The organism is Sphingomonas sp. Leaf343, from assembly GCF_001423765.1.
In the GTDB taxonomy this organism is placed as follows: Bacteria; Pseudomonadota; Alphaproteobacteria; order Sphingomonadales; family Sphingomonadaceae; genus Sphingomonas.
In genome coordinates, this window is sequence record NZ_LMPG01000016.1 from 202,215 (window position 1) to 223,825 (window position 21,611).

Sequence of the window (21,611 nt, forward strand, 5' to 3'; positions counted from 1 at the left end):
ATCCACCCATTGGTAATTCGGGGATTGTAGGGCCGCTGCATGCCCCGCCCGCGCAAGCCAGCCAGTCCGTTCCGCTACTTCAACTCCTCGCCGGAGGTGATCCGGCTGGTGGTGCTGATGTACGTCCGCTTCCCGCTCAGCCTCAGGAACGTGGAGGACCTGCTGTTCGAGCGCGGGATCGACATCTGCCACGAGACCGTGCGGCTGTGGTGGAACAGGTTCGGGCCGCTGTTCGCAGGCGAGGTACGGCGTAAGAGGGTGAGCCGCATGCATGGCTTTCGCCACTGGCGCTGGCACCTGGACGAGATGTACGTGAAGCTGAACGGCGAGATGGTCTACCTCTGGCGAGCAGTAGATCACGAGGGCGAGGTGCTCGAGAGCTACGTCACTAGGACGCGCGACAAGGCAGCCGCGCTCACCTTCATGAAGAAGGCACTGAAGCGGCACGGCTCACCAGAGGCGATCACCACCGACGGCCTGCGCTCCTACCGTGCTGCCATGAACGAGCTGGGCAACGCCGAAAAGCAGGAGGTTGGCCGCTGGGCTAATAACCGGGTTGAGAACAGCCACCTGCCGTTCCGACGACGAGAGCGGGCGATGCTGCGGTTCAGGCAGATGAAGACGCTGCAGAAGTTCGCTTCCGTGCACGCCAACGTCCACAACCACTTCAGCCTGGAGCGCCATCTCACCGACCGACAGACCTACCGGGAACGACGCTCCGCAGCGCCTGCGGAGTGGCAGATCCTCATCAGCTAGGCGACTATCCTCAAAGCCCCAGATGCAGCCGGTGGAAAGCGGTTCGCGTTAGACCGACAGCACCAAAGCGGGTTACGGACAGGCGCTCCTCGGGCGGGCGCAACAGGTAAAGACATGCGGCGCAGTGTGATGCCGGATCGCTGTCATAACGATCGGGATATTTTGTTCGGTCAAGGTGATGCTTGAACGGACCATTATTGGTCGCGATCAAATCATCGTCGGTGCGGTCCAGCCAGCCTGCCGGATCATGGCGCGCAAGTGCCATGCGCATGATGTCGAGACTTTGATCGAGCACACCGCCTTCGGGCAGCACCAGCACCGGCACCGTCGCCTTGAATGAGGCAGCGAGCAGCTCAGCGGGCTTCACAGAGAGTTTGACCTCGCGGATGATGCAAGCCGTACCGCTCGCCAGCAGGGCGAGCCGCGCGCGGATCGCATAGGGGCAGCGCCGGAACGAGTAGAGCAGGGGAAGGTCGCCCGTCATACCCATTCCGCCATCCGCCGCTCGCGCAGTTCGTCGTGGAAGAAGCCGGCAAACCCGATCACATTGGAATGGCGCACATACTCGGTGCTGCGTGACTCGCGCAGCGTCTCGGGCACCACCAGCACGATCCCGAGCGAGGCCATGTCCTCGATCGCATTGGCGGCGATGGACTCATCGACGGTGGCCAGGAACAGGTCGCCGCCTGTCATCTCGCGCTGGACCTGCTTCCAACGCTCGCGCAGCGTCGTCTTGGCGCTCAGGATAAGGCCGTTGGCGGCACCGGGGACGGGTGTGATAAAGCGCGCGAGCGAGGGCAGGATGAAGTCCGGCCGCTTCTTTGCGTCCATAACCACCTGCTTCTCGAACGGCACGGCGCCGGCGGCGAGCATCGCCTCTATCTGGTGCTCGAACGAATAGCCCGCGCGCGACTTGCGCTGCTGGCTGGCCGACAGCATCAGCCGGTCGACCTCGCCGATGTTGTCGATGAGGCTGCGGATGATGCCGGCGGCGGTGACATACGACGGAATGTCACCAAGGATCGTGCGTACCAGCATGATCGCGCGCTCACGACGCTGGAACTCGCGGAACAGTTCCCACTCGATCGTGCGGCTGATCTCGCGCACCGCGTCACCGGGACGCTCAATGGCCCACGGGTCGAGCGTGGCAAGGCCATGGTCAGCAAGATACTTTTCACGTGCCATGCGGGCGAGCACGGCCGTGGAGGGCAGGACGGCATTGTCATCGGCGAAGGCGGCGATCCCGCCGGCCAGCCACGCCTCGATCGCGCGGCCTGCAAAGTCGAGGATCGCGTCACGCTCGGCCGCGAGCGCTGCTGCAGGCTCGAAGATGCCGGCAACGAAGTCGGCGGGAAGGCTCAGCGTATCGGTGAGCAGCAGCGCGTCGGCCGACGCGGAATCGATCGTCAGGCAGCGATAGACCGGCACCCCGTCGGTGACATGGCGCCCCATGACGAGGAACGAGGCCGGCGACAGCGTGGCGAAGGCCGGCTTCGGGATGCCTGTCATGTGGGTCTCGGCGCCCTTGCTGGTGTAATGCACCAGCCGGGTCTTCTCGCGCACTATATCGACCTGTGGCCATTCAGTGCGGAAGAAGCACTCGCGGATCGCGGCGCCGCCATCGGCCCGCACCTTCCCGGACAGCGGCGGGAAGAACCCGCTCTCGCGCTGCGCCGGCGCAATATAGACCCCGGCTTGATGCTTGTTGGGAAGCTGCGCCCAGTCGCGGTCGTTGTTCGACAGCTTCTTTACCAGCACGAAGCTGGCCGAGCGCAGCAGGTCGACCAGCAGCATCGCGCCACCGTCGTCACCATCGTCAAACATGTCGATCTGCGTGGTCACCGTTCCTCCAGCGTGACATCCAGCCCACGGATATCGATGCGCATGTCCGTGCCGCGGATCCATGTCGCCAGCGTGTCGAGCATGTCGCCATGATTAAGGCGCGTTCGGCCCTTCAGCGCACATTCCCATACGACAGCGACGCGCCAGCCGGCATCGTGCAGCGCAGCCTCTGCGCGCGCATCGACCGCACGGTTGCGCGCGATCTTCGCGCGCCAGAACTCGTCCCGGGTCTTTGGCCATTTGAACAGATGGCAGTCATGGCCATGCCAGAAGCAGCCTTGCGCCTGCACCACGGCGCGCCGGCTTGCAAACACCAGATCGGGCGTGCCCGGCAGACTGCGATCGTGCAGCCGGAAGCGCAGGCCGCGGGCGTGCAGCCCGCGGCGCAGCAGGAGCTCCGGCTTGGTATTAGTGCTGCGGATGCCTGCCATCATCCGGCTGCGCACGTCAGCCGGGAAGACGTCAGCCATTGGCGGCGACAGGCTCCCGGTCGGGGCGCGTGATCGTCACCGGTGCCGCAGAGCGATCCTGCGTGTTGCCGATCGCCGCCTCCAGATGCGGGCGCATCGCATCGGCAAGGAACTCGACCACTGGAGCTACGACCGCGTTGCCGAACTGGCGATAGGCCTGTGTATCCGACACCTCGATCTTCCAGCGCCGGTCGCCGTGATCGAAGCCCATCAGCCGCGCACATTCCAGCGGGGTGAGACGGCGCGGGCGCTTGCCCGGCTGGTCGATCAGGATCTCCGAGCCATCCTTGTGATAACGGGCCGACAGCGTGCGGGTGACGTCGTCGGGGCCGAACAGGCTGTAGCCGAAGCCATTGCCCTTCAGCGCATGCTTGGCCTTGTACCCCTGCAGATACTCCCACAGCCGTTCGGTCAGCGTGTACTTCGGATCGACATCCTCATGCCGCTCGAGGATGCTGCCCAGCTTCGGACCTCCCTGCGGCAGCTGCAGCGCCGCCAGATCGAAGGTGGTTGGCTCGCGGAAGCCCACGATGAAGATGCGCTCGCGACGCTGCGGCACCCAGTGCTCGGAACTGATCACCTGCGCCTGCACGTGATAGCCGAGCTCGTTGCGAAGCACGTTCATAATGGTCGCGAAGGTGCGTCCCTTGTCGTGCCGCTCGAGGTTCTTGACGTTCTCGAGCACGAACGCCGCCGGACGGTGGTGCGCGATTATCTGCGCGGTGTCGAAAAACAGCGTGCCCTGAGTGTCGCACAGAAAGCCGTGCGGGCGCCCCAGCGCATTCTTCTTGGACACGCCCGCGATCGAGAAGGGCTGGCACGGGAAGCCACCCAGCAGCAGGTCGTGCTCCGGGATCAGCGACGGATCGGCGGCATAGTCGTGGATATCGCCGGCCAGCGGATGGTTGTCGCGGAAGTTCAGCGCATACGTCTCCTGTGCATGGCGATCCCACTCCGAGGTGAACACGCAATGCCCGCCGATCCCCTGAAAGCCGATCCGCAAGCCACCGATCCCGGCGAACAGGTCGATGAACCGGAACGACACCGGGCGCGGCGGTGCCGATGCACGTCGCGCGGCGTCCTCCAGTACCCGGATGGCCAGTCGCGAGGGCTTTGCGTCACCTGACAGGTAGCGTTCGATCGTGCGCGGCGTTACCGAGATCAGCGCTGCCGCCTCGGCCCGCGTCAGCCCCGCGCGCGCGATCAGTGCGCCAACCTCGCTGTGTGCCGATCGTAGCCTGCGCATGCCTGTTCCCTGTGTCGATTTACGACACCATGGCGCGAAGGTGCCCAGCTGACAAGTTTGTTCTCACGATGTTCTTTGCTGTGCGGTCGGGAGCGTTCCGCACGGGTCGCGACCTAAGGAGCCGGCGCGGATAGCCGACATCCATCCAGAACGATAAATGAGCATCCGTGCAGGATCGTCGTCGATCCCGGACATTGAATTAATCGCTGGAACGTCGGGGGTGCGGGACATGGACGTTTTTGAAACGCCATTGCTGAAGAAGCTCAGCATGACCGACGCCGATGAGGGGAACTCTCACGTCGCCAGTGTGCTCATCGTGAAGGCGATGCGGCTCTACTCTCGCTTTTGCTGAAGACATGGCCCGGCTGGTGGGGCGCTCCAGCGCCTCCCTGTAGGCTTTTTTCTCGGCCACGCGGCCAAATCACGATATGCCGACCCGGATCGACGCCTCACGACAGGGCGCCATGCGCCACGTCTGAGGCGCCCGGGTGATCTGTCGCACGATTACGAGCTGCTGCCCGAACTCGGAAGCAGGATAAAGCACCGAAAACATGCGACTTTTCTGAAGCTGGTTGGACTGCCGGCTCAACATAATGATAATATTTGCAATATATGATTGCAAAAAATCCTAAACATGGCCATATATGATGCCAATATGGCAAACTCAGAGGAAATTTTGTGACCTCCAAGCGGGAAAAATTTGTGGAGCTTGCGGAGGCTAGAGTCAATCGAGCCATCAAGGATCTCCAACTGATCGGAAACCTGTCGAACCGGTCCGCTTATGAGTTCAGCGAGACCGACATCAAAAAAATGTTCGGAGCGGTCCAGAAAGCGCTCGACACAGCCAAGGGGCGCTTTGCGCGCGACGGCGAGGCCGCCGGCGGCGAATTCCGCCTCTGAGCGGTCAAAACAGGAGACACAGTGTGGCCGGCATCCGATTCCTGACGAACGAGGCGAACAAGGTTGAAGGCTTAGCCTATGCCGGTTTCGAGACCTTCCGTGGTTCGCCCTACACGAGCTGCGCGCGCGAGACCGGACAGAACAGCCGTGATGCTGCGCGTGGATCGAAGCCTGTAAAGGTGAGCTTTGATCTGCTGCATGTGGAGCGAGGCGACATCCCCTTTGCCGCCGAGCTGGAGCATTCAATCCGCTGCTGTCTGGAGGCGCCCCAGAATGAAAAGACGCAGGCACATCTTCAGCGCGCACTGGCTGCGATATCCGAACCGACCGTAAAAGTGCTGCGTGTTGCCGACATCAACACATCCGGGCTGACCGGGCCCGTTGACGACGCCGCATCGGTGTTCACAGCGCTGGTTAAAGGCGACGGGATCACCAACAAGCCGGACGAGACATCGGCGGGCTCATTCGGCATCGGCAAGAATGCCGCGTTCGCCGTCTCGGAGCTTCAGACGGTCATATATTCGACCTGCTATGAGGATGCGGAAAAACACCCGTGCTTCGCGGCGCAGGGTCGTCTTCGATTGATATCCCATACCGACGGCGCGCGTAAATGCTCGGCCGAGGGCTATTGGGGTGACGAGGATTTCCGGGCGATCGAGAATCCGTCCGCTGTCCCGTCCTGGCTTGCTCGCAGCGAGATCGGCACATCGATCCACGCAATCGGGTTTGATGAACGGGATCATTGGGCGTCGCGAATGACGTTGTCCCTCGTCACGAACTTCTTCGCTGCCATCGATCGGGGCCAGATCGAATTCGAGGTCGATGGCAAGCCCATCAACAGCTCGTCACTTGACTCGGTGATGACCGACGAAGCTCTCGGAACGCTGGCCGCCGAGCATGACGAACTTGCCGAATTGGAGCGGGCAAGAAGGCTCCTGCTGTGCATCCGTTCGGAGGCTGCAACGCGCCACACCATTTCGGTCGCCGGCCTAGGCGACTTCGTGCTGCATCTGCTGGTGAGTGAGAACCTGCCGCGCGAGGTGCATGTGCTGCGCAACGGCATCTACATAACCGACAACTTTGCCAAGTTGTCGCAGCCGATGAGGTTGTTTCCTGGCACCCGAGAGTTCACCGCCGTTCTTGAGCCCGCGCCCTCCGCGAGTGGTCGCGCGCCAAGTGCGCTGCTCAAAGAATTGGAGAACCCTGCACATGATGCGTTCGAGCCGGACCGGATCGTCAATTACGACGCGCAGCAGGCTGCCCGGAAGCAGATCAAGAAGCTGATCAGCGAAGTTCGCAGCATCATTCGCATGGTGGCCAAGATCGAGGACGTGGAAAGCAGCAGGCTCGACGAGCTCTCCGAAATGTTCGCCGACACCGGATCGACACGGGATCAGGGTAGGGAGGATGAGGAAAAAGACCCTGACGCGTATATTTACCAGAAGCCCCGCCGCGGCACGCGGCGACAGGCTTCCGGGTCAACCGGCAAGGGCAAGGCAAGGAAGAGTGGCGGCTCCGGCCGCAAACAGACCGGGACACGTACAGGGGAAAGTAAAAAGACCCAGCGCCGGGCCGGCACCACTGGCGCGGTCCCCCTTGATGCCATTCGGTCGGCGCTGAAGAACGGCGATCCGCTCATCCGCTCAATCTGGTTCACGCCAGCGGCCTCGGGCGAGATCGTCCTTGCGGTCGATGCGTCTGGCCTGACTGATGATGTCGGACTCGATCTTGTGGGAGCTTCCGCAGGAACGGTCAGTAAGGGCCGTCTGCGGACCAGTGTTGAGGCGGGGCAGCGCGTCCAGCTTGATGTGACGCTGTCGGAACCCTTTGCCGGGCCGATCGAGCTCAGCGCGGTCCGGTCTGTTGAGACACCTGCCGAGGAGGCAGCCTGACATGAAAATATCGGAGACGACCAGCTATCCCCACCCGGTGCTTGCACCATGGTCGAGCGATGTCGCCGGCTCGACTTTTACTGCAGAGCTCACGCTCAGAGAGGATGGCGCGGCGCAGCAGATCGACATTCACAGCCAAGTCCGGCTCGATCAGCCGGATCTTGTCACCCTGATCGAGAACGGCGATGCGGCCTTTGGCTGCTTCATCACGTGTGTATCAACCGGTTTCCGGCGCATGCAGCGTTTCGGTTATCCGTCTGGTTCACATCAGTTTGCACCGGGCGCTCTCCTTGGGCGGGTACGCCTCAGGCCGATGATATGGGCGGTTCGGCCAATCGAAGGCTGGCTGCCCACTGGCGCACACAGCGAATTTGGCCGCGGGGCCGATATCGAACCGGGCCAGATTCTCGCGCTGGACGACGAACAGCGCGTGGATGTTCTTCGCCCGCCTCTTCCGTCCATAGAATCTATCTTCGAGATTTTTTCATCGACCGAAGTCGCAGACAGTGAATTCGACATCGACATGGCCGGAGACCGGATCAACATTCTGATGAGCGAGCCAACCTATTCACTGGTACAGGGACTTCGTCAGACGACCGAAAGCACGCGTTCGGCTGTCATGAATGCGCTGTTCGTGCCGGTGGTAATGCAAGTCCTCTCGCAGATCGCGACTGGCGACGAACAGTTCAGTTCATGCCGGTGGTTTGAGCCTTTCCGGAAGCGGAGTGAACTCCTTGACGTCGACCTCAAGACGCCATCGCTTCTCACCGACGCACAGCTGTTGCTGGGCAAGCCCTTCAACGGCCTTTCGCGGCTGGTCGACGTAGAGGAGATTGACGATGAGTGAGCCACTCCGGCTTCTCGCCCAACCGGTCGTTGACCAGCTTGCGGGGCAGATTGAAGCCAATATCGACCGTTATCGCACTGGTGGTTTTGCCGACCTTGCGCAGCAGAATGGCTGGGCGATAGAATCCCGTCTTGCCAGCTGGGATCCTGCCATTGTCGGTCAGCTTGACCCGTCCGGCACCCCGGATGCCGAGGTGTGCAATTCTCTGATCATTTGGAAGGGGCTCGCAGGGATGACGCCGGCCCTCGCCAGGGAAGAGAGGCTGTGGGCCCGGCTCTGTCATGTCGAATGTCTGGCGTTTGCGCGCGCCCGCTGGCTCAACGGGTCTGACAAGGACTCGAACCTTGTGCGCATTCACTTCTTCGCGAGCGGTACGACCGGCTGTCGTGACGACAATGCGATCGGGCGGCTGTGGTGGAATGCCCATGTCGCCTCGCTTGCCTGCCCCGACGATGTCGAAGAGGGCCTCCGCCGGCTGCTCAAGCGGGCGAACTATCGCATGCAGATTATCGAACGCGCCAACACCGGTTTCCGCGAGCCGCTGGTCCGCGGAATCGTCCGAATGCTCGCGGCCGAGCCTTGGCTGGATCTCGACGATCAGGCTATTGTTGATTTCATGATCGACGTGAACAAACGCAGCGGCGGTATTGTATTCGAAGCGCTGGATGATGATGCTGTCGACAAGCATCTTGCCCGGTGCTTAGAATTTACAAAGGCGAGAAAGCCGAGACTGCAGAAGGAAGTCGCGTAATCGGCTTTGGACACCGCTGTATTGATGCCGCTAACGGTAAATGGCTGCGATAGGATGCTGTGACCTAGGGTGGTGGGACGATGCTACTGACGAGGGCTCCGTCAAACCAAATGCACCAGCTGGTAACTCGGGCGGGGTAGGGCGGGTTCATGCTCCGCCCGCGCAAGCCAGGCGCAGGCCTCACGAGGTACGTCACTGCTAGGTGCCTGTTTCAGATCGCCCCTCTCTGCTCGTGCTGCGGCGTCTCGCTCGACGAAGTTCGATCGCTGTGTCAGCATCGGATCTCGAGATGGGGAGGCGGGGTTGCACGACATGACCAATGCGCTGGCTGCTGATGCGGCCCGGCATGTAGAGAACCTTGAAGTCATCAGGGATCCGTTGACGCGAGCGGCATACGTCTGGCTTCTGCTCGAAAGCGAACGAGCAGGACTTCGCTCTTCCTGCAACTCGGGGAAGGTTCATGCCGTGAGGCTGCACGATCATGCCGATCGCTACCTGTTCTCCTGGTCTGCCAACATCGGGCATCTCCTGTTCTATTTGCGCCGGCCGGCGCTCGATGATCTGCCCGGACTTGCGGTCTCGGCGAAGGAAACGTTTGCTTCAGCAAGCGACAATCCCTGCGGCGAGATCACCATACGTCTGCACGATGTCCGCGAGGCGGCAGAGCTGGCGGCTTGGCTGTTCACCAAGCTGAGACAGGACTGACGGCGTGGACGTCGTGTTTCACGATGACGACGGGACTGTTCTCGACGCGTCAGGCGAGATCGACTCCACCGGGATCGTGCTCAACAGCCGGGGCGGCGCTCGCGGTGCAGCCAATGCCCGCAACACCGCGTACGCGACGGCGCTCCGGCTGATCCTTGGCCGGCTCGCGCGGGCGGATGTCGAGCTGACAGAAATCTTCGTCGACAGCACGCGGGTCCAGCACCTTCCCATGGACGAGCGGCGCGTGCTCACGGCATCTGAATTGCGAAGAGATCCTGCCGGTGCGTTCTCGCTGCTATCGGGGCGCATGGGGCGGGTCGGATCGCGCCGGGTCGTAGGAGGAGGAAATCGTAACAAGCGGCTACGTTTCGCGGTGTTAGGTCGGGTTGAGCCGCTTCGCATGGCCCGCGTCGTGGGTGCGACCGAGGCGGGCGCAGCACCCGCAGCTGCGCGGCGCCTTTCCGCCGATATTCTTACCAAGGTTGAGGCCGATCACATCTGGCATGCCATTCGTGATCTCACAGCCGGTATGGATCACCCTTTTGGTGAATCCTCGACGTATGACCTGATCACCGATGATGGGGTCAGGTTGCCGCCCAAGGCGGTCTTCGGCCTGGCCGCAACGCGTGCGTTGGGCTTCAAGGTGGAGCCGCATCATTTCTCCGCCGGGTGGGGCCAGCCCTGCTTCCGTATTCTGCTCGCAGCCGGCTACCGGATTGAGGCGAAGCAGGAGGACGGAAACTTCGATCCTGACCCCCGAATCTGGGTGGAGGGAGAAAGGCGGCTCGCCGTACACATGCGGCGGGAGCGCGGACGGGGTCTCGCGCAGGCAAAAAAGGTGGATTACGGGCGACGGCATGGCCGCCTCGTATGTGAGCGCTGCGGCTTCGACCCGGTGACCGTCTATGGTTCGGAGGCTGGCGAGGCCTGCATCGAGGTCCATCACGCCGCCACCGAGGTTCGCTTGATGGCGGACGGGCACGAGACCAGGCTTGAGGACCTCATTTGCCTGTGTGCCAACTGCCACCGATACGTTCATCGCTTGTCTGCATCGTCGGTGGGCTGAGGGCGGAGGGACTGCCGGGAATGGCACCGTCAAACCAAATGCACCGTCTGGTAATCGGGTGGTGGTGGGGTAGAGCGGGCCCTGCCCCGCCCGCGCAAGCCAGCCTCTCCATTCCGCTACTTCAACTCGTCACCGGAGGTGATCCGGCTGGTGGTGCTGATGTACGTGCGCTTCCCGCTGAGCCTGCGGAACGTGGAGGACCTGCTGTTCAAGCGCGGGATCGACATCTGCCACGAGACGGTGCGGCTGTGATGGAACAGGTTTGGCCCGCTGTTCGCAGGCGAGGTGCGCAGGAAGCGGGTAAGTCACATGCGCGGCTTCCGTCACTGGCGTTGGCACCTGGACGAGATGTACGTGAAGCTGAACGGCGAGCTGGTCTACCTGTGGCGCGCTGTCGATCACGAGGGTGAGGTGCTGGAAAGCTACGTCACCCGCACCCGCGACAAGGCGGCGGCGCTTGCCTTCATAAAGAAGGCGCTGAAGGGCACTGTCAAACCAAATGCACGAGCTCGCAGGGGGGTAGGAGCTAAGGGGTTGTTCAACGTTGCGAGCTACTCCGATTGGGCTGTCAGTGCTGCGGATCCTGTGGGCTTAGTTTCGGGAATGCTGCCGTTTGCCTGCCGTGCGGCTGGCAAACGGGGCGGAAACTCACCGTCAAACCAGCAGAGCAGTTGCTTTGACAGAGCCATCATGACCTATTTGCCAGTGCGCCATCATGGGATGGCAAATGGCTGACCACGCTGCTGCGTGCCGCGGGACTTCTTCGACACGCGCTCCGTTTGCGCGACACGGATGAGCATTGCGGGAGACGGCTTCAGACATCCTGCGGGCCGTCATAACGCCAGCTAAGCTCGACGCCGAGGTCCACACCATCGTTGCAGGTTCCGCCGTCGGCGACGATGTCGTTCCTGCGCACCGCGCGTTGCAAGATGCGCAAGGAGAACATGCTCGCTGGCTGCGCGTCCAGGCGGCGGCGCGCTTACGTGCCGCAGAACAGCCAAGGTAGCTGACTGTGCTGCCACCTTCCTGCTAGTTGGCGCCTATGCTGAAAATACGAAATCGGAGGCGAACAGCGAGGATTGAGCAGGCAGTTGCTCAAGTCGCTGACATCCATGCTTCTATTGCCCTGTTAAACGATGAGGATCTCCTGGATCTCGCCGATATCTTTGTGGAAGCTCCACCATCGACGCTGAAGGGCATAGCGGCGGCCGAGATGCGGAAGCGCGATATCAGGTTGTGACAGAGTGGCCCATCGACCGCATGGATGGTCGAACGCCTGTCAGGCCAACATGTGGCAACACCGCCGTTACCTGCTCAGCCCAGAGCGCCGGCACTGCGCCGGTAGCGGTCAGCGCTGCTCCATCCACACCAGCCCTGATGTTGCCGGCAAGGACCGCCTCCACGACCGCGGGTGCCAGAAACGCAAGCCGCAGCACGCGGGTGACATAGCCCGCCTGCACGTTCTCGCGAGCAGCGAGCGTCGTGACGTCAATCTCGCCGGCCTTGAGGATCCCCCACCAGCGGCGTGCCCTGAGGATGAGGCGGACGAGCGAACCGTTGGCGGTGGCGGTCACGCCGCTGCCACTGGCATGCACCAGCCGCATGACACGTCCCGAGCGGGTGAGCCGCACCTCCGAGCGGATGGTGATGGTCTCTGCTGTGGTGCCGGCGGTAAGCTCGAGCGCCGCCGCGATGGCCGCGGTCGAACAGACCAGATCGATGCGCCCATCATGGATCTGCACCGAGGTGACGATGCTGCGAACCGCATCCTTCAGGATAGCCGGCGTACCAGCAGCAATCGCGTCGGCTTTCGCTGCGGCGGCGGCAAAGCTGTCGGGCGTCAGCTCGAGCTGCGCGGCAGCAGCAAGCTCGACCGGGTCGGCAAACAGCTCGGCGATCCGCCGGGTGACGGCCGCCTCCAGCTCCGTGGCCGGAATGCGCAGCCCGATGGCGCTGGAGCCGGTCTGCAGGTCACGACTGACATAGTAGCGGTAGCGTGCCTTCCCCCTGGCGGCATGGGTGGCGACCAGCGGCTGTCCTTGCGCATCCACGACGCGGCCGGCGAGCAGGCTGGCGGCTGCCCGGCCGCCGCGGCGCTGCTCGCCCTGGCGGTTGTCGGTGAGCTTTGCCTGCACCGCGTCCCAGACCTCGCGCGCGACGATCGGCGCATGGAGGCCGGCGTGAACCCGCCCCTGATGGTGGATCTCGCCGACGTATGTCGCACAGCGCAGGATCGAGTAGAGGTTGCCACGCGAGAAGCGGACACCGCCAAACGCCTTGCCACCGAGGGTGGTGCGGACCGGCGCGCGGATGCCGCGCTGCTCCAGCTCCTCTGACAGGCTGCGCACCGAGCCGAGCGCCAGATAGCGCGTGTAGATATGCCGGATGATGGCGGCATGCTCCTCGACGATTCTGAGGGATCGTCCATCAGGCGCGTAGCCAAGCGGCGGCGTACCACCCATCCACATGCCCCGGGCCTTGGAGGCGGCGATCTTGTCGCGGATGCGCTCGGCGGTGACCTCCCGCTCGAACTGGGCAAAGGAGAGCAGCATGACCACCCATCCACATGCCCCGGGCCTTGGAGGCGGCGATCTTGTCGCGGATGCGCTCGGCGGTGACCTCCCGCTCGAACTGGGCAAAGGAGAGCAGCATGTTGAGGGTAAGCCGCCCCATGCTGGTGGTGGTGTTGAACGACTGGGTGACCGAGACAAAGCTGGTGCCGGCGGCATCGAAGGCCTCYACCAGCTTCGAGAAGTCGAGCAGCGAGCGCGTCAGCCGGTCGACCTTGTAGACGACGATGATGTCGATCTCGCCGCCTGCGACATCGGCCAGCAGCCGCTGCAGGGCAGGGCGGGCGAGCGTCCCGCCCGAGATGCCGCCATCGTCATAGCGCTCACCGCTCAGCAGCCAGCCTTCGCTGGCCTGGCTGAGGATGTAGGCGCTGCACGCCTCTCTCTGCGCATCGAGCGAGTTGAAGTCCTGCTCCAGACCCTCCTCGCTCGACTTGCGCGTGTAGATCGCACAGCGGACCGTGGNGACATCGGCCAGCAGCCGCTGCAGGGCAGGGCGGGCGAGCGTCCCGCCCGAGATGCCGCCATCGTCATAGCGCTCACCGCTCAGCAGCCAGCCTTCGCTCGCCTGGCTGAGGATGTAGGCGCTGCACGCCTCTCTCTGCGCATCGAGCGAGTTGAAGTCCTGCTCCAGACCCTCCTCGCTCGACTTGCGCGTGTAGATCGCACAGCGGACCGTGGYCGCGGCTCTGCTCAGGACAGGCTTCATGCCGCAACCTTCTTCTTCAGCCCGAAGAAGGCAGGTCCSGACCAGCGGGTGCCGGTGATCGCGCGGGCGACCTCGCTCAGCGAGCGGTATGGCCGCTCCTCCCAGCGGACGACCTGATCCTCGCCTACCGTCACCACGTGCACGCGGCCCTGCCACTCGCGCACCAGCCGCATGCCGGGGCGGGCAGGGGCGGTCAGCGTCTCGCCGCGGCCAAGCTGGTCGAGCGTGCGCGTGGTCGCCCGCGACAGGCCGCCGAAGCTGCGCGCCTGCAGCTCCCAGGCAAGCGCCAGCCGCAGCAGCTTCGGGCTGATCCGCGGCACCGGACTGCCGGTCAGCGCCGACCACCGGTCGCGCAGGATAGCCGAGGACAGGCCCTCCAGCGCGGCGATCTCCGCCTCGACAGCGCTCATGCTGCGGCCGCCGCAGCGCCGATGCGGTAGCAGGTTGCGCCATCGCGGCTGTACCGCACGANCCCTCCAGCGCGGCGATCTCCGCCTCGACAGCGCTCATGCTGCGGCCGCCGCAGCGCCGATGCGGTAGCAGGTTGCGCCATCGCGGCTGTACCGCACGATGATGTGGCCCCTCTTGCGCAGGCACGTGAGTGCAGCGCGGGTGGTGTGCGGCAGCCAGCCGGTGGCGGTGATCAGCTCCGGCAGCGTTGCGCCCGCAGGCTGCGACAGCAGTGCCACCACCGTGCTGGCTTTGGTGACGCGTGGTGCAGCAACCGCAGGCTCTGGCGAGGGCTGCGGCGCATCGCTTTGCTCACCATCGACAATGCCGATGGCGGCAAGCCCCGAAGCAGTAGCGAAAATGCCGTAGCGGACCTCAGCGTCGGTGCGGTGCACTGCACCCGGCTCTTGGGTCTCGCGCTCTTCCACGTAGCCGGCGCTAACAAGCGCGGCGATGGCCCTGGTGATGCCGCCGCCGCGGCGCAGCGTCTGCGGCAGGGGATACAGGCTGGCGGTGTCGTTCTGCGCGGCGTGGGTCAGCAGGATGGCCTGCGTGTCGCTGAGTTTTGGCATGATGGTGTCCTTCGGCTCGCAGGGGCTCCAGTGCCGCTGCCACCACCTGCAGCCCTGTCGGTCACGCCGATCAGGGCTCTGGCTCATGCGCCCTCGCTGCGCATCCGAGTCGGGCATCCTGTCGCTCTGGTGCCGGCGAAAGTCGAGCGGTTCCCTAGAAGCAGCTTCGTGTCGCCTGCACGCTCGCTATACACCTCGTGATTAATCGATACCTTATACTATCATGTCCATTAGCTTTGACGCTGAACATCAGAGGGGACCTGGCTGGCACCGTGAAGCGTCGTCGCACCTCCGTTGCTTTACCATGTCTCCGCAAGACCACTGCACATGCTATTCCGTCAAAAGGAGGCTCTCTTGTGCGACGCGGTACATCGACCTTGAAGCATTGACGCCATCCCCTTCTTGGATAGCTGTCATAACAGCTGCGTAATATTGGATCGGTGTATGATTCAAATTGAGGCGGATCCTGAGCCGGGCGGCCATAAACAAGGCGGTTTGGACCACCCCGCGAAATTGCATAAACAGCGGATTGTCGGTTGCCTCCAGAACTGCGAAATGGAAGCTCATCGAGGCGTCGAATAGATCATCTTCACCCTCGTGCGCGCGCACAACTCTGTCAAAACTCTCCCGAAGTGCGCCTAACTTTGGCAGGGAGGAGCAGCGAGCGGCCAGTCCAGCAGCCGCGGGTTCAACGACAATGCAGAGTGATGCAAAGTGCCTTAGCGAAGACTTTGAAGGAATCCTTCTACAAAGCCATCGTAGAACATCAGGGTCGAACAAGTGCCACTCTGACTCGGGTTGAACGAAAGTGCCGTGTCGTGGTCGAGCACTCAAAAGCCCCTTCGCCGCCAACATTTTAAATGATTCTCTAACTGCTGTTCTGCTAAACCTCAGTTGTAAAGCTAGTTCATCCTCCGTCGGAAAGGGGGTTGTATCGTAGTGGCCGGTGATTATCATTTCACCGATGCTGTTAACAATAAATTCAGTTATGCTACGACCAGGCGCTGGCATGGATCGCTTGGGTTCATCGGTACCGTGAGCATTTTCCACGTCTTCTGATCTCCCCACACATGCTATATTGCCCGCAGGGGCATCTGCGCCACCATACGAGATGCGAGTTCTTACTGAACAGTGACATTGATAGAACTAGCAACGCAAATATAATGCTATTAGGTGCTTCCAAGCTTGGCTGCTCAAACTCCAGGGTGATAAAGCACGAATAAAAGTTAACGTTAGTCGAGAGGGCTGCACGATCCAGCGTTTGATCACCGGCTACTAAGGCAGCCGAGTGCTGGCCGCGAATGTTCAGCAGGCGCGGCAATCAACTACAGTAGGTGCGCCACGCCAGAGGTAAATCGCGTCGTGAGGAGCTGATTGGTAATCGCGCGCGATTGCCTCTGAGTCGAAGCAAGGTATTGTCTTTGGCCTGCAACGGCAAAGCGCCGCTGGCACCGCCTGCAGCCCTGTCGAGCGTGCCAACCAGGGCCAGGCTCATGCAGCCTCGCCGCGCATGCGAGTTGAGCGTGTTTCAGCGCTGGTACGCGCTGAAGGCGAACGAAGCGGTGGGCATACCGCGCGAACCTCAGCTATGTCGTTAAGCCGCACCGCCACTGCTTAAGGCTTTTTCTCGGGTGTAAGTAGAGGCGGTCTCGCGTCCGGGTCCGGTGCGCCGCCAATTGGCCCTTCTTCGAAGTGTGGAGTCCCCTCGACCGGATGGTCGTCATGTTGCTGAGCTCGCCACACTGCCAGCCGTTTGCGTAAATCTTGCAGTGTCGCCACCTTATCGGGGTCACTCGCGAGATTGTCGGTTTCACCAGGATCGCTCAGGAGATCGTAAAGCTCCTCCTTCGGCCGGTGATAGTAGCGTTTGACGATATCTGCCGCAGACTTATCGCTCGTCGCCGCTTGGCGCCAGGATGGGAAATAGACTCCGGAATCAACGCGATTAACGAACTGATCGATGTGAGTGGTGTAGACGTACTCAGGGTGTAAATTGTTGATGTATTTCCACCTAGCGGTGCGAACGCTGCGCATGGGAAAAACGTTCACACTTCCATCGTTGTTATGCGTGGTGAAGATATCACTCCTTCCCGCAAAACGTGATTGAGGTGCCAAGGCAGCCGCGAAGGAGCGTCCGTCGATTTCAGCAGATGGCTTGCCTCCGGCCACCGCAACAAGCGTTGGCAGGATATCCACCCAACTCACCATGGCTGCTGTTCTCTGTCCCGCTTGCACATGCCCCGCCCACCGAACCACGAGGGGCACTCGCGTACCGGTGTCGTAAAGATTCCACTTGCCGAACGGCCATTGTGCGCCGTGGTCAGACGAGAACAGGACAAACGTGTTCTTGCCCAAGACATCATCGACAGTCCTGACCGTATCGCCGAGTTCCTGATCGAGGCGGGAAACGGCAGCATAGTAGCGCGCTCGAGCATTCCGGGTGATCGTTGTGTCTACGGTTTTTCTTGGGAGCGATAGTGCAGCTGGATCATAGCCCTCAGTAGTTTTCGGCCAGGGCACGTGTGGCCAATTGCTGCCGACAAAGATGGCGAGAGGTCGCTTGTCCTTGCGCGCCTTTAGCCACCGGATTGCCGACGGTACTCCCTCGGGATCGTGGAAGGTGTCGTGCTCGAAATGATCGAAGCCGTACATCCCCGTTTGCTTGTAATGCGACACCTTGCCGAAGGCGACCACTTGATAGCCGAGGTCGTGCAGGTATGAGGGGAGTTTCCGGACGGTCTCGCTTGGCGCCTGCTGGTTCGCCTCCGAGCCATTGCGCGCCGGCATCAGGCCGGTGAGCAGCGCCGCTCGGCTCGGTGCGCAGGCCGGGGATGCCACGAATGCGCGGTCGAACGCCATCCCACTCGACGCGAGCGCCTTCAGGTTGGGCGTGCGTACGTTACGATCGCCCCAGGGCGTCGTGTCCTGATAGCCGAGATCGTCGGCGAGGAAGACCAGAATGTTGGGGCGTACGTTGGGAGCTTGCGGAGGCGGAGCTGCCGGACGAGCGGAGTGTTTGGCTGGAGCGCCCGCCCACGCCGGAGCCCCCGCCAGGGCGGCCAGCGATGTTGCGGCGAGGGCTTTTAGTATCAGTCGTTTAACCATGGTGGACTGCCCTTGTTACTACCTGAACCAGGCGGACGGTTCTGCACGTTGCGCAAAGTTTGGCTGCTAAAATCTCACGCGCGCGCCGATGGTGTAGATCGTCTCGTCTCCGAACAGGTAGGTGTTGATGTAGCCGAGACCACGATAGGTCTTGGTCTGGTTGCGGAGCACGTTGGTGCCGCCGACATCGATCCGCAATGCATTGGTGACATCGTAGCCGACGCTGAAGTCGAGCCGGCCTGCTGGTCTGACATAAGTGAGAAGCGTTGGCAGGAAGACCTCCGATACACGGGCTGGGTCAATAGGGCGGAGCGCCACCGCGCCAGTGTTGTCTTCGGTGTAGTATTTAGAGCGAAAGGTGTAGACCACACGCGCGCTGAGGCCGAACTTGTCGTAGAGACCACCAACGGTATAGTTGTACTTGGACACGCCCTGAAGTGGATTGCCCGCGAGAAGGTCGTTGCCGCCGACCTCCGAGTCGGCGAACGTGAATGCGCCTAAGGCGCCGAAGCCGGAAAGAGCACCAGGCAGGAAGTCAAAGAAGTACTGGGTGCTCGCCTCTACACCCTTGAGCTTGGCCTCGCCGACGTTCCGTGGACGGGAGATGAGGAAGTTGAGGCCATTGATCGACTCCTGCGCCGATGCGGTCACCACGCGATCCTTGATCGTGCGATAGTAGCCCGTGACCGCGATGAAGCCGCTCCTGAAGTAGTACTCGGCGGTCGCATCGATGCTGTCGGATTTCTGTGGGCGAAGCCCGGGATTGCCTGCGGAGCCGCTGTTGATCAGCAGGGGATTGGACACGAACGTGAGCGACTGGGTCGGGTTCAACGACGCGAAGTCCGGCCGTCTGATCGTCTTCGAATAGTTTACGCGGAACTGCACTCCTCCAGGTACCGTCAGGCGAGCGGTCGCGGCGGGAAGCAGATCCGTGTCACTGCGGCTGTCGCTAACAGGCACTAGGCCCTGTCCCGCGACGTTGCGTATGGCGGTGATCGTGCGGTCCGTCTTGATGGCGCGGAGGCCCAAAACCCCATCGATCGCGAGATCGTCGCCGAGCGGGATCTTGTAGTCGGCCTGCACGTAGGCGGCGTACGTCTCCTCCTCGGCATCGAACTGCCGAGTAGGATCAAAGTCCGGGGCACGCTGGGGCAGGCGGAAGAGGGCGCGAAGCTCGTTGCGACCGCGCTCCGAGCGGAGATAGGCGGGACTGATGCCTGCAAAGACGCTACCTCCGTTCAGGCGAGGCGCGCGGCCGATCAGGCTGATCACCTCGGGCGATAGCCCCAGACTGGTGATCAGACGGGCGGTCGGCGTCCCGACGTCGCCGATGCCGAGTACGCTGCTGACGTTGTTATTCTGCTGCACGTCGTCGAAGCTGGCTCGCCGTTCAGCGTAGCGCAGACCGGCACTCAGGTTCTGCAGGAGCCCTCCCACCTCCTGTACGCCGTCCGCCTTGACCTGAAATAACGATCCTTCCGAATAGGTGAAGTTCTGGTTGAAGCCATTCCGCAGATAGAGAGCGCTGCTGAGTGGATATTGGCTGCCCAGGACTGTTTCCTGGCCTCCGTCGACGTCCGTGTTGATAGTCAGCGACGGTATCTTCTGGCCGCCTTCGAGATTGACGTTCTCGATGTAGTTCGTCGAGGACTGGTAGCTCGCGTCGATCGTCGCCTTCGATGCGTCCTTGTCGAAGCGGAGGCCACCTGCGATCAGCTTGTTGCGCTCAGTCTGACGCAACGACGACGAGTTCTGGTTCACAGTGATGTTGGAGAAGGTCACGCTCTTCACGTCACATAGCGTCTGGACCGTGTGGGGCTGTAGCGCCTGGACGGCGCGGAACCCGCCCGGGCTTGCTGGATCGGCGACCTGCGTAGTTACGATCGTGGGATTGGTGCCACCGGCGTTCACTCGCGTCTGGAAGCAGTCGTTGCTCGGGGTGATGCTGGAGATGCTGGTGCCAGGGGTGAACGGCTGGGGATTGAAACCGGTAAAGCCGTTGGTCGTCCGGAAGTACGTGTAAAGACCGTCGACATAGGCCTGCAGCGAGGGTGTCGCCTGCCACTGCAGCGCCGCATTGGCCTGCTTGCGGGTGACGGCACCGATGAACGGCATGTTCTGGATGACCTGTGGGATCAGATACCCCGGAGAATTGAGCGGTCCCGCACCCGAGCTGCGGCGGTCGGTCAAGTTGCTCTGCGACCGGATGTTCGGCGTGTGGGAGTAGGTGAGGTTCAGAAGTGCACCGATCTCGCCGATGCCGGTGTTCACGCTGTTGGCGGCCAGAACGCCGAACTGTCCGCCGCCCTTGCCCAGACGACTGCCATAGTTCTCGCGCACCGAGACGACGAAGGTCGGGCGGCGGAAGCTGAACGGTTTGTTGAGCTTCAGGTCGATAGTGCCCGCGACGGCACCTTCAATCAGGTTGGCGGTCTGGGACTTGTAAACGTCGACGCGCGCGAGCGCCTCCGCCGGTAGGCTGGTCAGCTCAAAGCTGCGGGACGTGGTGGAGAAGATCTCTCGGCCATCAACTGTGCTCAGCACGTCAGTGAGCCCGCGGATGCGGACGCCAGAGAGCTCGTTGTCGCGGTTCACCTCCACCTGGACACCAGGCACACGCTGCAGGGCTGCGGCGGTCGTGGGATCGGGGAGCTTGCCGATGTCCTGCGCCACGATTGAGTCAACGACCTGAACAGCCGCACGCTTGACCTCGGCAGCGCGCTCCAGTGATTGTCGAATACCTGTGACGACGATCTCCTCGGCAGCCGCATCGTCTTCGAGGGGAGCGGTGGCAGCAGGCGTGGTTGCCTGCGGCGGGACTGATTGATCTTCGACGGGTCGTGATGTCTGCTGAAACGCCGCAGGAACGAACGCGCTCGCCGCGCGGATCGTGTACGCGCCTCCAGCACCCCGGTTCACCATNTGATCTTCGACGGGTCGTGATGTCTGCTGAAACGCCGCAGGAACGAACGCGCTCGCCGCGCGGATCGTGTACGCGCCTCCAGCACCCCGGTTCACCATCAGGGGTGCACTGCCGACCAGCCGGTGCAGCGCCTGCTCCACTGTGAAGTCGCCGTTCAGGGCGGGGCTGAAGCGTCCGGCCACCGACCTGCCGTCGAACAAAATCTCCGCACCTGCGACGCGGGCGACGGTGCGCAGCGCTCCGTCGAGCGGTTGCGGGGGCAGCTTGAACCGATGTTGCTGGGCGCTCTGGACCCCGGCGGCGCGAGGTTGCGCACCCGCATGGCTGGATGCGCCCGCTGCGATTGCAATGGCGCTGACCGTTGCCGTCAGCTTTGCGGCGCTCGTGAAGACCCCCAAGATTCCCTCCCCATCATCCCGCACGTTCGGCGGGTTATGATTAAAGACGCACGGCCCAGCGGTTCACACACCACGAAGTCATATAAATCATCCATCCCAGATGATTTTTGTTTTGCCCGGCCCGGCAGGGCGTATCGAAACCGGGTACAGCCGCGCCAGGGCGTCGAGAAAAGCGGCGCTGTTGCCCGCCTTAAAGATGCCGTTGACCTTGATGGCCGCCGTGCGCGCATCGGCGATTGTGATCTCGTCCGCTGAGTAACGGTTCAGCTGCACGACCGCATCGGCCAGCGTCGTATCAGTGAATTCGAGACGGCCGGCTTCCCAGCCCAGCGATCCGGCAGCATCGCTCCGAACGGTGCCTCCCGTCCCGCCTCGCGCAACGAACTGCTGGCAAAAGAGACGGTTCTAA

Annotated in this window: 19 protein-coding genes and 4 pseudogenes; 9 read left to right on the forward strand and 14 right to left on the reverse strand. The window is 62.4% G+C overall.

Features of this window, described 5'->3' with window-relative positions; genetic code table 11:
* Window positions 1–39: 39 nt before the first annotated feature.
* Entirely contained in the window at window positions 40–756 is a 717-nt protein-coding gene (locus ASG07_RS16280) for an IS6 family transposase (RefSeq protein ID WP_055849388.1), read from the forward strand.
* Between the two features lie 73 nt (window positions 757–829).
* Here the strand turns inward: ASG07_RS16280 and ASG07_RS16285 are convergent.
* The 4 genes and pseudogenes from ASG07_RS16285 to dcm form a co-directional block, all read right to left on the reverse strand.
* Window positions 830–1,240 (reverse strand): annotated as a pseudogene (locus tag ASG07_RS16285) (glutathione S-transferase N-terminal domain-containing protein); the annotation flags it as partial.
* The gene (locus ASG07_RS16290) at window positions 1,237–2,598 is read right to left on the reverse strand and encodes a type II restriction endonuclease (RefSeq protein ID WP_055849393.1); all 1,362 of its coding nucleotides are present in this window, start codon (window positions 2,596–2,598) and stop codon (window positions 1,237–1,239) included. The gene ASG07_RS16290 and the pseudogene ASG07_RS16285, both read right to left, overlap by 4 nt.
* Window positions 2,595–3,068, reverse strand: a complete 474-nt coding sequence (locus ASG07_RS16295) for a very short patch repair endonuclease (RefSeq protein ID WP_055849397.1) — start codon at window positions 3,066–3,068, stop codon at window positions 2,595–2,597. Before ASG07_RS16295 ends, ASG07_RS16290 begins: the two co-directional genes overlap by 4 nt.
* Entirely contained in the window at window positions 3,061–4,314 is a 1,254-nt protein-coding gene (gene dcm / locus ASG07_RS16300; protein WP_055849403.1) for a DNA (cytosine-5-)-methyltransferase, read from the reverse strand. Before dcm ends, ASG07_RS16295 begins: the two co-directional genes overlap by 8 nt.
* A 157-nt stretch (window positions 4,315–4,471) precedes the next feature.
* Between dcm and ASG07_RS17345 the strand changes: the two genes are divergently transcribed.
* The 8 genes and pseudogenes from ASG07_RS17345 to ASG07_RS17945 all read left to right on the forward strand — a co-directional run bounded on the left by ASG07_RS17345 (window position 4,472) and on the right by ASG07_RS17945 (window position 11,210).
* Entirely contained in the window at window positions 4,472–4,666 is a 195-nt protein-coding gene (locus ASG07_RS17345) for a hypothetical protein (RefSeq protein ID WP_156361916.1), read from the forward strand.
* A gap of 326 nt (window positions 4,667–4,992) precedes the next feature.
* The gene (locus tag ASG07_RS16305; protein WP_055849408.1) at window positions 4,993–5,214 is read left to right on the forward strand and encodes a hypothetical protein; all 222 of its coding nucleotides are present in this window, start codon (window positions 4,993–4,995) and stop codon (window positions 5,212–5,214) included.
* 23 nt (window positions 5,215–5,237) lie between these two features.
* Window positions 5,238–7,106: a hypothetical protein gene (locus ASG07_RS16310; RefSeq protein WP_156361917.1), complete on the forward strand. Its 1,869-nt coding sequence runs from the start codon at window positions 5,238–5,240 to the stop codon at window positions 7,104–7,106.
* A gap of 1 nt (window position 7,107) precedes the next feature.
* Complete coding sequence (locus ASG07_RS16315) at window positions 7,108–7,953, forward strand: hypothetical protein (RefSeq protein ID WP_055849414.1); 846 nt, start codon at window positions 7,108–7,110, stop codon at window positions 7,951–7,953.
* Window positions 7,946–8,704, forward strand: a complete 759-nt coding sequence (locus tag ASG07_RS16320; RefSeq protein ID WP_055849418.1) for a DUF6339 family protein — start codon at window positions 7,946–7,948, stop codon at window positions 8,702–8,704. Before ASG07_RS16315 ends, ASG07_RS16320 begins: the two co-directional genes overlap by 8 nt.
* Before the next feature lie 303 nt (window positions 8,705–9,007).
* The gene (locus ASG07_RS17350; protein ID WP_236694753.1) at window positions 9,008–9,409 is read left to right on the forward strand and encodes a hypothetical protein; all 402 of its coding nucleotides are present in this window, start codon (window positions 9,008–9,010) and stop codon (window positions 9,407–9,409) included.
* Between the two features lie 4 nt (window positions 9,410–9,413).
* The gene (locus tag ASG07_RS16330) at window positions 9,414–10,475 is read left to right on the forward strand and encodes an HNH endonuclease (protein WP_055849422.1); all 1,062 of its coding nucleotides are present in this window, start codon (window positions 9,414–9,416) and stop codon (window positions 10,473–10,475) included.
* Between the two features lie 81 nt (window positions 10,476–10,556).
* Window positions 10,557–11,210, forward strand: a pseudogene (locus ASG07_RS17945) (IS6 family transposase).
* A 79-nt stretch (window positions 11,211–11,289) separates the two neighbouring features.
* Here ASG07_RS17945 and ASG07_RS18050 read toward each other — a convergent pair.
* The 10 genes and pseudogenes from ASG07_RS18050 to ASG07_RS16380 all read right to left on the reverse strand — a co-directional run bounded on the left by ASG07_RS18050 (window position 11,290) and on the right by ASG07_RS16380 (window position 21,475).
* On the reverse strand, window positions 11,290–11,421 hold the full coding sequence (locus ASG07_RS18050; protein ID WP_269082637.1) for a hypothetical protein: 132 nt from the start codon (window positions 11,419–11,421) through the stop codon (window positions 11,290–11,292).
* 283 nt (window positions 11,422–11,704) lie between these two features.
* Window positions 11,705–13,027: a recombinase family protein gene (locus tag ASG07_RS17950; protein ID WP_168377362.1), complete on the reverse strand. Its 1,323-nt coding sequence runs from the start codon at window positions 13,025–13,027 to the stop codon at window positions 11,705–11,707.
* 70 nt (window positions 13,028–13,097) lie between these two features.
* Window positions 13,098–13,493, reverse strand: a pseudogene (locus tag ASG07_RS17955) (recombinase family protein); the annotation flags it as partial.
* An 18-nt stretch (window positions 13,494–13,511) separates the two neighbouring features.
* A pseudogene (locus tag ASG07_RS17960) lies at window positions 13,512–13,754 on the reverse strand (recombinase family protein); the annotation flags it as partial.
* Window positions 13,751–14,164 carry a DUF2924 domain-containing protein gene (locus ASG07_RS16355; protein ID WP_055849436.1) on the reverse strand — a complete coding sequence of 138 codons (414 nt, stop codon included), beginning with the start codon at window positions 14,162–14,164 and terminating at the stop codon, window positions 13,751–13,753. The gene ASG07_RS16355 and the pseudogene ASG07_RS17960, both read right to left, overlap by 4 nt.
* A gap of 96 nt (window positions 14,165–14,260) precedes the next feature.
* Window positions 14,261–14,776 carry a DUF3489 domain-containing protein gene (locus tag ASG07_RS16360; protein WP_082474900.1) on the reverse strand — a complete coding sequence of 172 codons (516 nt, stop codon included), beginning with the start codon at window positions 14,774–14,776 and terminating at the stop codon, window positions 14,261–14,263.
* Window positions 14,777–15,106: 330 nt separating this feature from the next.
* A complete protein-coding gene (locus tag ASG07_RS17065) occupies window positions 15,107–15,787 on the reverse strand; it encodes a FadR/GntR family transcriptional regulator (protein ID WP_082474888.1) in 681 nt (226 codons plus the stop codon).
* Window positions 15,788–16,390: 603 nt separating this feature from the next.
* Window positions 16,391–17,881 (reverse strand): sulfatase-like hydrolase/transferase, encoded by a 1,491-nt coding sequence (locus tag ASG07_RS17070; RefSeq protein ID WP_082474889.1) that lies wholly within the window; start codon window positions 17,879–17,881, stop codon window positions 16,391–16,393.
* A 66-nt stretch (window positions 17,882–17,947) separates the two neighbouring features.
* On the reverse strand, window positions 17,948–20,803 hold a 2,856-nt coding region (locus tag ASG07_RS16375; protein WP_082474901.1), incomplete at its 5' end, for a TonB-dependent receptor.
* Window positions 20,804–21,289: 486 nt separating this feature from the next.
* Window positions 21,290–21,475: a hypothetical protein gene (locus ASG07_RS16380; RefSeq protein WP_055849449.1), complete on the reverse strand. Its 186-nt coding sequence runs from the start codon at window positions 21,473–21,475 to the stop codon at window positions 21,290–21,292.
* Window positions 21,476–21,611: the final 136 nt, after the last annotated feature.